The following is an 8,465-nucleotide window of genomic DNA, read 5'->3' as shown; positions in this document are numbered from 1 at the left end:
TCGTTAGTGATTGTACTCACTTAACTCAGTGTCCAAAACTTCTGGTGCGGATCAAGGTATTGATGTACAAATTAGCCGGTTAAGAAAGCAATTAAGAGACGATGACCGCAACACGATTATGACGGTAAGGCATCGCGGCTACATGTTAGTGATCGATTCACATATTAATCGTATTAAATTTTGAAAAAAAACATACTCCAATCAATGGTTGCTCGTATCACCTTGTCTATGTTCATGGTTATTCTCATGGCTGAAATACTGGCAGGTGCGGTATGGTTTACGGCAACATCAGCATCAAAAAAAGAGTCAGCTAGCCACGCCATGACAGCTATATCATCAGCTGCAGCAGATACTATTAATTACTTCTCTGGCTTACCCATTAATTACCGTCACTTGGTGTTGGAACAGCTACGAAATATAGGAGGAACAAGGTTTTTCATATCCATAAATAACCATAAACTTCCTATCACTTCTTTATCTGATTACTCATTGGTTCCTCAGATGGAAGTACAAGCGTCTGAACTTTTGAATCAGCAACTTAGAGATTCACGCAAAGTACATGTCACTTTAACTAAGCGAGAAGATTTACGGGTGTTTAACTCTGGTATCAAGCTTTATGAACTTCCGGCGTTGTGGAAAGACTACAGTTTGGTATTAGGTAAATTGGATTTGCCTATTGCTGTGATTCAGGTGGAGTTTTCAGAGAATGAATGGCTCTATTTAGCCACTGTTCTACCGCTGTCTTTTGATAGTTTGACCGATAGTTTTATTGATAGCAGACAAGTCATATTTCTTCTTATTGTTACCTTCATGCTGATGGGGGTTTCTTATGTTGTCTTACAGAAGGAAATTCGTCCTTTTCGTTCTTTAGCACGCTCTGCCACTCTTATGGGGTCGCAAATGCAGATTGAAGAAATCAAAGAAGAAGGCAGCTCAGAAACCAGAGCGGCTATTCATGCTTTCAACAAAATGAACCGTCGAATCAAATCGTATTTGCGGGATAGAGATATGTTTTTTAATGCGATATCCCATGATATTAAAACACCATTAGCCTGTTTAAAGTTACGAACTGAAATGATGGATGATGAGCAAACAAAGTTAAGGTTTGAAAAGCTATTGAACGAAGTCGATATGATGTTGAACGGGGCTTTGCAATATATGCGAGAGAATGACATCCACGAAGAGTTAGAGTGGATTGATATTAACGATATCCTTGAACAATGCGCGGCTGTTCATAACAAAAATGGAGTATGCGTAAGCCTGATAGCTCTGCCAAGGATTGAGCTTTATGGCAAGCCACTAGCAATCAAACGTTGTTTATTCAACTTAGTTGATAATGGCGTTAAATATGGAAATACGGTCGACATCAGTATGTTTTCTCACTCTGATTCTATTCAAATCGTGCTGCGTGATGCAGGAAAAGGAATCAAAGAAGATATGTTAGAAAAAGTCTTTGAACCTTACTTTAGAGACAATGATACAGGCATTGAAGGTTCAGGTTTGGGACTAGCAATTGCTCGTAGTATCGCAAGGGCACACGGTGGGGACGTTCAGTTATCTAATTCACCAGAAGGTGGGCTTGAGGTGGACATTATTTTGGTGAATGCCCTATGAAAAAATGGTTACTGTTAAGTCTTTTGTTATCGACGAACCCCGCGTTTTCTTCCCCCTCTGTTGAAATGCTGCATTGGTGGACGGCTGCTGGAGAAGAAAAAGCGTGGTCGGTCATCGAGAAGCAATTTGAATCTCTGCCTTATACATTAAAAAGTGAACCAATCAGTGGCGGTGGTGGTGCACCTGCCAAAGCGATTCTTCAAGCCAGAGCTATTGCCGGGTATTCCCCTGATATTGCTCTTATGGAAGGTCCGGCTATTCAGTCATGGGCGGCGTTAGGTTTTTTAAATGATGTCAATGAAGTCGCAGAATCGCAGAGGTGGGATCAGTCGCTGTATCCTGATATTAAAGCCATTCACCAATATGACGGGAATTTTGTCGCCATACCTTTGAATATCCATCGATTAAATTGGATGTGGATAAATAAAAAGGTACTAAATCAGCATCAACTTTCATCACCTCAGACGTGGGACTCGTTACTGTTAGCATTAACTACGCTGAAAAGTAAGGGGGTTAATCCTTTGGCTTTGGGAGAAGACTCTTGGCAAATTGTGCAAGTTTTTGAAAATATTGCATTCGGAGTAGGTGGAGCAAATTATTATCGACAGGCATTTGTGGATTTAGACCCTGACGCATTAAATAGCGATAAAACACTTGAGGCGCTTAAGCGCTTTCGCTCTCTGGCTAATATTGTAGGTAGTGATTTACCGAGTATTAGTTGGGATCAGGGGACAAAATCTTTGCTTGAAGGGGAGTTTGCCTTTCAATTTACAGGTGATTGGGCTCTGGGAGAGATGTTTATTAGTGCAGAAGGTGAAATTCCAGATTACATAGAATGTCGAGCGTTCCCTTCTACGGAAAAAGGTTTTATCTACAATGTTGATAGCTTGGCATTTTTTACAAAAGTAACGGGTGAAGATCATAATATGGTATCGGTAATGACCTCGTTATCTTCTCCCCAATTTCTTTTAGACTTCAGTAAAAAGAAAGGTTCAATACCTGCTCAAGCAAATATACCTGTGAATGAATTATCACGATGCCAACAGCAATCTTATCAAGATTACATTCATGCGAGTTCTGAAGGTACAGCTATGCCAAGCTTGACCGATTCAATGGCTGTTAACCCTGTTCTTCAGAATGCGGTATCCAACGAGTTATATCGCTACTTTATGGACTCTTCCATTTCAGCGGAAACACTTATTGGACACCTACATGCTATTAATAATGAGGTGTTTCGTTAGCTTCTTGTTCTTCTTTTGACTTTAAATGTCTAGCTAGAAATTACTATGTACCTTCGACATTTTCCAGCCTAGGTCTATTGTAAAAAACGAGTTACAAACTACTTGCTATTTGTAACCTTGAGATTCAATTAGCTTGATAAAGTTCGTTGGTATTCTAACGATATTAAAGGACTTTATTATGCTAGATAGTTTTAAAAGCGGCTTATCTAAGCTTTCCTTAATTGGTAAAGCATTGATGTTGCCCATATCTATATTACCCGCAGCGGGGTTATTACTTGCCTTCGGTGCTAAGCTCGACATTCCCCTAATGATGCGTGCTGGTGGCGTTATATTTGATAACTTAGCCTTACTGTTTGCGGTAGGAGCCGCGGTTGGTTTGACTAAGGAGTCAGGGATTGCCGCTTTAGCCGCGATTGTCGCCATGGTCGTGATGAATGCGACAATGGGGGTGGCGCTCGGCATTACACCTGAGATGGCGATGGGAGGTGGCCGTTATGCAATGGTGATGGGTATTCCTTCATTGCAAACAGGTGTCTTTGGCGGACTCATTGCAGGTATCCTCGCAGCCGTTATGTATCAACGTTTCTATGATACTAAGCTGCCTGATTTCCTTGGTTTCTTTGCCGGTAAACGCTTTGTACCGATTGTGACTGCGTTTTCTGCATTCCTAATTGGTTTAGTTTTACCCCATATTTGGTCATATATTCAATCAGGTATTGACGCGCTATCGCATATGGCGAATGGCGGAAACATGTACGTATCAACTTTCATCTACGGATTTATGGAGCGCGCTTTAATTCCAGTTGGTCTCCATCATATTTTTTATAGCCCTTATTGGTTTTCTTTCGGTGAGTACACAACTGCCGCGGGGACCATTGTAAATGGCGATCATACCATTTGGTTTAAAATGCTTGAAGACGGAGTAAAAACGTTCTCAACCAGTGAATACCAAGAAGCAGGAAAATTCCTATCGGGTAATTTTGCTATCTACATGTTTGCTTTCCCTGCTGCATGTTTAGCTATGTATCATGAAGCGAATGATAAAAATAAAAAAATTGCAGCAGGTATTTTAGGCTCTGCTGCTCTTACTTCGTTTGTTACAGGTATAACAGAACCCGTTGAATTTGCTTTTATCTTTGTCGCACCTTTACTTTATGTTTTTTCTGCAATCATGGCAGGGGTGTCTTACGCGGTGACTTATGCGTTGGATGTTCATATTGGTAAAACCTTCTCAGCCGGCATTATTGATTTCGTGTCTTTTGGTGTTCTTCCCGCGATGGATGGGTTCAAAACTAACTGGATCAATGTGATTCTTTGGGGTCTAACCATGGCCGCTATTTATTACACGGTTTTCCGTTTTGCTATTCGAAAGTTCAATTTGAAAACAGTAGGACGTGAGGATACTCAAAGTAAGGCGATCACTTTGGACAATGAAGATTTAGCTAGTGAAATCACAATCTTGATTGGTGGTGCCGCTAACATTACTTCGATAGGAGCATGTATTACGAGATTGCGTTTACAGATTAAAGATCAGGCTCTTGTGAATGAACAAGGAATCAAAGACCTAGGTGCTATGGGGGTCATAAAAGTAGGTTCAAGTGGCCTGCAAATTATTTTGGGCTCAAGAGCTCAATTTGTGGCTGATCTTATGAGGGAAAGAACTGGTGAGTCACCAAGTGCACTATCAACTAACCCAAGTTAAAAGTACGGGCTACTTCCGATAAAGCTGATGGCAACAAGCTTGTTGTCTCTTATACATAAATAGTAACGCTATCAACGTTATGGTTGGTGGCGTCTATTTATATTTAAAGTTTTGAAGTTATGACAGCTTTAGTATTCAACTAATGCGCTTTGAGTAGGATTCAGTTATCATCTGTTGCACGAAATTTTGGTTAGATGTACGGAACTATGCTAAAAGTCGCGATAAACGGATTTGGACGAATAGGGCGTAATGTATTGCGCGCTGTCTATGAAAGTGGCAAAAGCCAACAAATTAAAGTAGTAGCGGTCAATGAGCTTGCTCAGCCTGATGCTATGGCTCACCTATTACAGTACGACACCAGTCACGGCCGCTTCGGCAAGAAAATCTCTAATGATCAAGAGCACATTTATGTTCATCATGGCATTGGTGCTGAAGATAAAGGCGAGTTTGATACCATTCGTATCTTACACCTGGCTGATATTGAACTGTTGCCTTGGCGTGATCTTGAAGTCGATATTGTTCTCGATTGTACCGGTGTTTACGGTTGCCGAGATGATGGCCTAGCGCACATCGCTGCTGGAGCTAAAAAGGTACTGTTTTCACACCCTGGTGCTAACGACCTTGATAACACCATTATCTATGGTGTAAATCACGATACTATCGAAGCTGACCACCGAATCGTTTCCAATGGTTCATGCACCACTAACTGTATTGTCCCTATCATTAAAGTACTTGATGATGCCTTTGGTATTGAGTCAGGTACCATTACGACCATTCACTCTTCAATGAATGATCAGCAAGTTATTGATGCATACCATAGCGACTTGCGTCGTACTCGAGCAGCAAGCCAATCTATCATTCCTGTCGACACTAAATTGCATAAAGGTATTGAAAGAATCTTCCCGAAATTTTCTAACAAGTTCGAAGCGATATCTGTGCGTGTGCCGACGGTAAACGTCACTGCGATGGATTTAAGTGTCACAATTAATACAAATGTGAAAGTTAATGACGTAAATCAAACCATTGTTAATGCTTCCCAGTGTACATTACACAATATAGTTGACTATACTGAAGCGCCGCTCGTTTCCATCGACTTTAATCACGATCCCCATAGCGCAATCGTTGATGGTTCACAAACTCGAGTGAGCAATGGCACCTTAGTGAAAATGCTGGTGTGGTGTGACAATGAATGGGGCTTTGCGAACCGAATGCTGGATACGGTTCTTGCAATGCAAGCTTCAGAAGGCAAGAAGTAAGACCTAGAAGCAAATGTGTGGATTATTTATTTTTTAGCTTGAAATAAATACTAAGTGTCCACATATTATTAGCAGTTAAAGCATTACCAGTTGAATAATTTATAGGCTTAGCAGGGTTGCTGAGTTTCCAAAACTTTATTTTTATTTAAATTTGAGAGGACAAATCATGTCTGTGATCAAGATGACTGACCTGGAACTTGCAGGTAAACGCGTATTCATCCGTGCTGACCTAAACGTACCAGTAAAAGACGGTAAAGTAACTTCAGATGCACGTATCCTAGCATCTCTACCAACTATCAAACTTTGCCTAGAAGCTGGCGCAAAAGTTATGGTTACTTCTCACCTTGGTCGTCCTACTGAAGGCGAGTACAACGAAGAGTTCTCTCTAGCTCCTGTAGTTAACTACCTAAACGACGCACTAGACTGTGACGTTAAACTAGCGAAAGATTACGTAAATGGTCTTGAGCTAAACGCTGGTGAACTAACTGTTCTTGAAAACGTTCGCTTTAACAAAGGCGAGAAGAAGAACGAAGAAGCTCTTTCTAAGCAATACGCAGCACTATGTGACATCTTCGTAATGGATGCATTCGGTACAGCTCACCGTGCTCAAGCGTCTACACACGGTGTGGGTACTTACGCTCCTGTAGCATGTGCTGGTCCTCTTCTAGCTGCTGAGCTTGAAGCGCTTGGCAAAGCAATGGACAACCCAGCTCGCCCGCTAGTGGCTATCGTTGGTGGTTCTAAAGTTTCTACTAAACTTACCGTTCTAGAATCTCTTTCTAAAATCGCTGACCAACTTGTTGTTGGCGGTGGTATCGCGAACACGTTCATCGCTGCTGAAGGCCACAACGTAGGTAAGTCTCTATACGAAGCTGACCTAGTTGAAACGGCTCAGAAACTAATGAAAGAGTGTGCTATCCCTGTAGCGACTGACGTTGCATGTGCTAAAGCATTCGACGAAAACGCAGAAGCTGAAATCAAGCACGTTTCTGAAGTTCAAGACGACGACATGATCTTCGACCTTGGTCCAGATTCAACTGCTGCTCTAGCTGAAATCATCGGCAACGCGAAAACGATTCTTTGGAATGGCCCTGTAGGCGTCTTCGAATTCAAGAACTTCGAAGCGGGTACAGCTGGTATCTCTAAAGCAATCGCTGACTCTGAAGGTTTCTCAGTAGCAGGCGGTGGTGACACGCTAGCGGCTATCGACAAGTTCGGTATCAAAGCAGATGTTTCTTACATCTCTACTGGTGGCGGCGCTTTCCTTGAGTTTGTTGAAGGTAAAGTACTTCCTGCAGTAGCTATGCTTGAAGAGCGTGCTAAAGCGTAATTGATTTAGAAAGGCGAGATACGAATCTCGCCTTTTAACGTTTGCTGCATATCACACTTATTTGCTAGAATAGCGGAAGTTGTGAGCAAACGATTGCAAATTTTTAAACTTAAGTTTTTTATCTTAAAACGAATAGAATAAATAGGACTATTTCCATGTCTAAGATCTTCGATTTTGTAAAACCTGGTGTAATTTCTGGCGATGACGTACAGAAAGTATTTGAAGTAGCAAAAGAAAACAAATTTGCTCTTCCTGCAGTAAACGTTGTTGGTACTGACTCTATTAACGCAGTACTAGAAGCGGCTGCTAAAGTTAAGTCTCCAGTTGTTGTTCAGTTCTCTAACGGCGGCGCTGCATTCTTCGCAGGTAAAGGCGTTAAACTTGAAGGTCAAGGCGCACAAGTTCTTGGTGCTGTAGCTGGTGCAAAATACGTACACGCTGTCGCTGAGTCTTACGGTGTTCCAGTTATCCTGCATACTGACCACGCTGCTAAGAAACTTCTACCATGGATCGACGGTCTACTAGACGCTGGTGAAGAGTTCTTCGCACAAACTGGTAAGCCTCTATTCTCTTCTCACATGCTAGACCTTTCTGAAGAGTCTCTAGAAGAGAACATCGAAACATGTGCTACTTACCTAGCTCGCATGGCTAAAATGGACATGACAATCGAGATCGAACTTGGTTGTACTGGTGGTGAAGAAGACGGCGTTGATAACTCTGATATGGACGCATCTGAGCTTTACACTTCTCCAGAAGACGTAGCATACGCATACGAGAAGCTAATGGCTGTTAGCCCACGTTTCACTATCGCTGCATCTTTCGGTAACGTACACGGTGTTTACCAAGCTGGTAACGTTGTACTTACTCCAACTATCCTACGTGACTCTCAAGCATACTGTGCAGAGAAGTTCGGTATTGCACCTAACGCTCTAAACTTCGTATTCCACGGTGGTTCTGGTTCTTCTGAAGCAGAAATCCAAGAGTCTATCGGCTACGGTGTTATCAAAATGAACATCGATACTGATACACAGTGGGCAACTTGGGATGGTATCCGTCAGTACTCTGCTGATAACTTCGATTTCCTACAAGGTCAAATCGGTAACCCAACTGGCGAAGCTGCGCCAAACAAGAAGTACTACGATCCACGCGTATGGCTACGTGCTGCTCAGTCTTCAATGGTTACTCGTCTTGAGAAAGCATTCGCTGACCTTAACGCTGTAGACGTACTATAATTCTTTGAATTAAGTACTCTTTAAGTTTTAAAAACCCGCTCATTGAGCTAACACTGATCATTTAAGCATTTTCCTGATCAGTTGAACGAT

At 41.9% G+C, this 8,465-nt stretch carries 6 protein-coding genes and 1 pseudogene; all 7 read left to right on the top strand.

Translation table 11 applies throughout. The features are described 5' to 3' along the window. Positions 1-49: 49 nt before the first annotated feature. A pseudogene (locus AB6D80_RS23300) lies at positions 50-184 on the top strand (winged helix-turn-helix domain-containing protein); the annotation flags it as partial. Further along, positions 181-1,614 (top strand): ATP-binding protein, encoded by a 1,434-nt coding sequence (locus tag AB6D80_RS23295; protein ID WP_371702876.1) that lies wholly within the window; start codon positions 181-183, stop codon positions 1,612-1,614. The pseudogene AB6D80_RS23300 and the gene AB6D80_RS23295, both read left to right, overlap by 4 nt. After that, on the top strand, positions 1,611-2,855 hold the full coding sequence (locus AB6D80_RS23290) for an ABC transporter substrate-binding protein (protein ID WP_012604805.1): 1,245 nt from the start codon (positions 1,611-1,613) through the stop codon (positions 2,853-2,855). Before AB6D80_RS23295 ends, AB6D80_RS23290 begins: the two co-directional genes overlap by 4 nt. 178 nt (positions 2,856-3,033) lie before the next feature. After that, positions 3,034-4,557, top strand: a complete 1,524-nt coding sequence (locus AB6D80_RS23285; protein WP_372189743.1) for a PTS transporter subunit EIIC — start codon at positions 3,034-3,036, stop codon at positions 4,555-4,557. A gap of 206 nt (positions 4,558-4,763) precedes the next feature. Then, complete coding sequence (gene epd / locus AB6D80_RS23280) at positions 4,764-5,813, top strand: erythrose-4-phosphate dehydrogenase (RefSeq protein ID WP_029222970.1); 1,050 nt, start codon at positions 4,764-4,766, stop codon at positions 5,811-5,813. 166 nt (positions 5,814-5,979) lie between these two features. Beyond that, entirely contained in the window at positions 5,980-7,143 is a 1,164-nt protein-coding gene (locus AB6D80_RS23275) for a phosphoglycerate kinase (RefSeq protein ID WP_009847672.1), read from the top strand. A gap of 155 nt (positions 7,144-7,298) precedes the next feature. Then, complete coding sequence (gene fbaA / locus AB6D80_RS23270) at positions 7,299-8,375, top strand: class II fructose-bisphosphate aldolase (protein WP_009847671.1); 1,077 nt, start codon at positions 7,299-7,301, stop codon at positions 8,373-8,375. The last annotated feature ends 90 nt before the right edge of the window (positions 8,376-8,465 follow it).

This window comes from Vibrio sp. 10N.247.310.17 (genome assembly GCF_041466605.1).
In the GTDB taxonomy this organism is placed as follows: domain Bacteria; phylum Pseudomonadota; class Gammaproteobacteria; order Enterobacterales; family Vibrionaceae; genus Vibrio; species Vibrio tasmaniensis_A.
Note: the sequence above shows the minus strand (reverse complement) of the source record. Positions and strands in the feature narration are given on the sequence as shown.

Bases quoted from the DNA above. Each gene is read 5' to 3' on its own strand.
- fbaA (WP_009847671.1), top strand. From the start codon at position 7,299: ATGTCTAAGATCTTCGATTTTGTAAAACCTGGTGTAATTTCTGGCGAT.
- epd (WP_029222970.1), top strand. From the start codon at position 4,764: ATGCTAAAAGTCGCGATAAACGGATTTGGACGAATAGGGCGTAATGTA.
- AB6D80_RS23275 (WP_009847672.1), top strand. From the start codon at position 5,980: ATGTCTGTGATCAAGATGACTGACCTGGAACTTGCAGGTAAACGCGTA.
- AB6D80_RS23285 (WP_372189743.1), top strand. From the start codon at position 3,034: ATGCTAGATAGTTTTAAAAGCGGCTTATCTAAGCTTTCCTTAATTGGT.
- AB6D80_RS23290 (WP_012604805.1), top strand. From the start codon at position 1,611: ATGAAAAAATGGTTACTGTTAAGTCTTTTGTTATCGACGAACCCCGCG.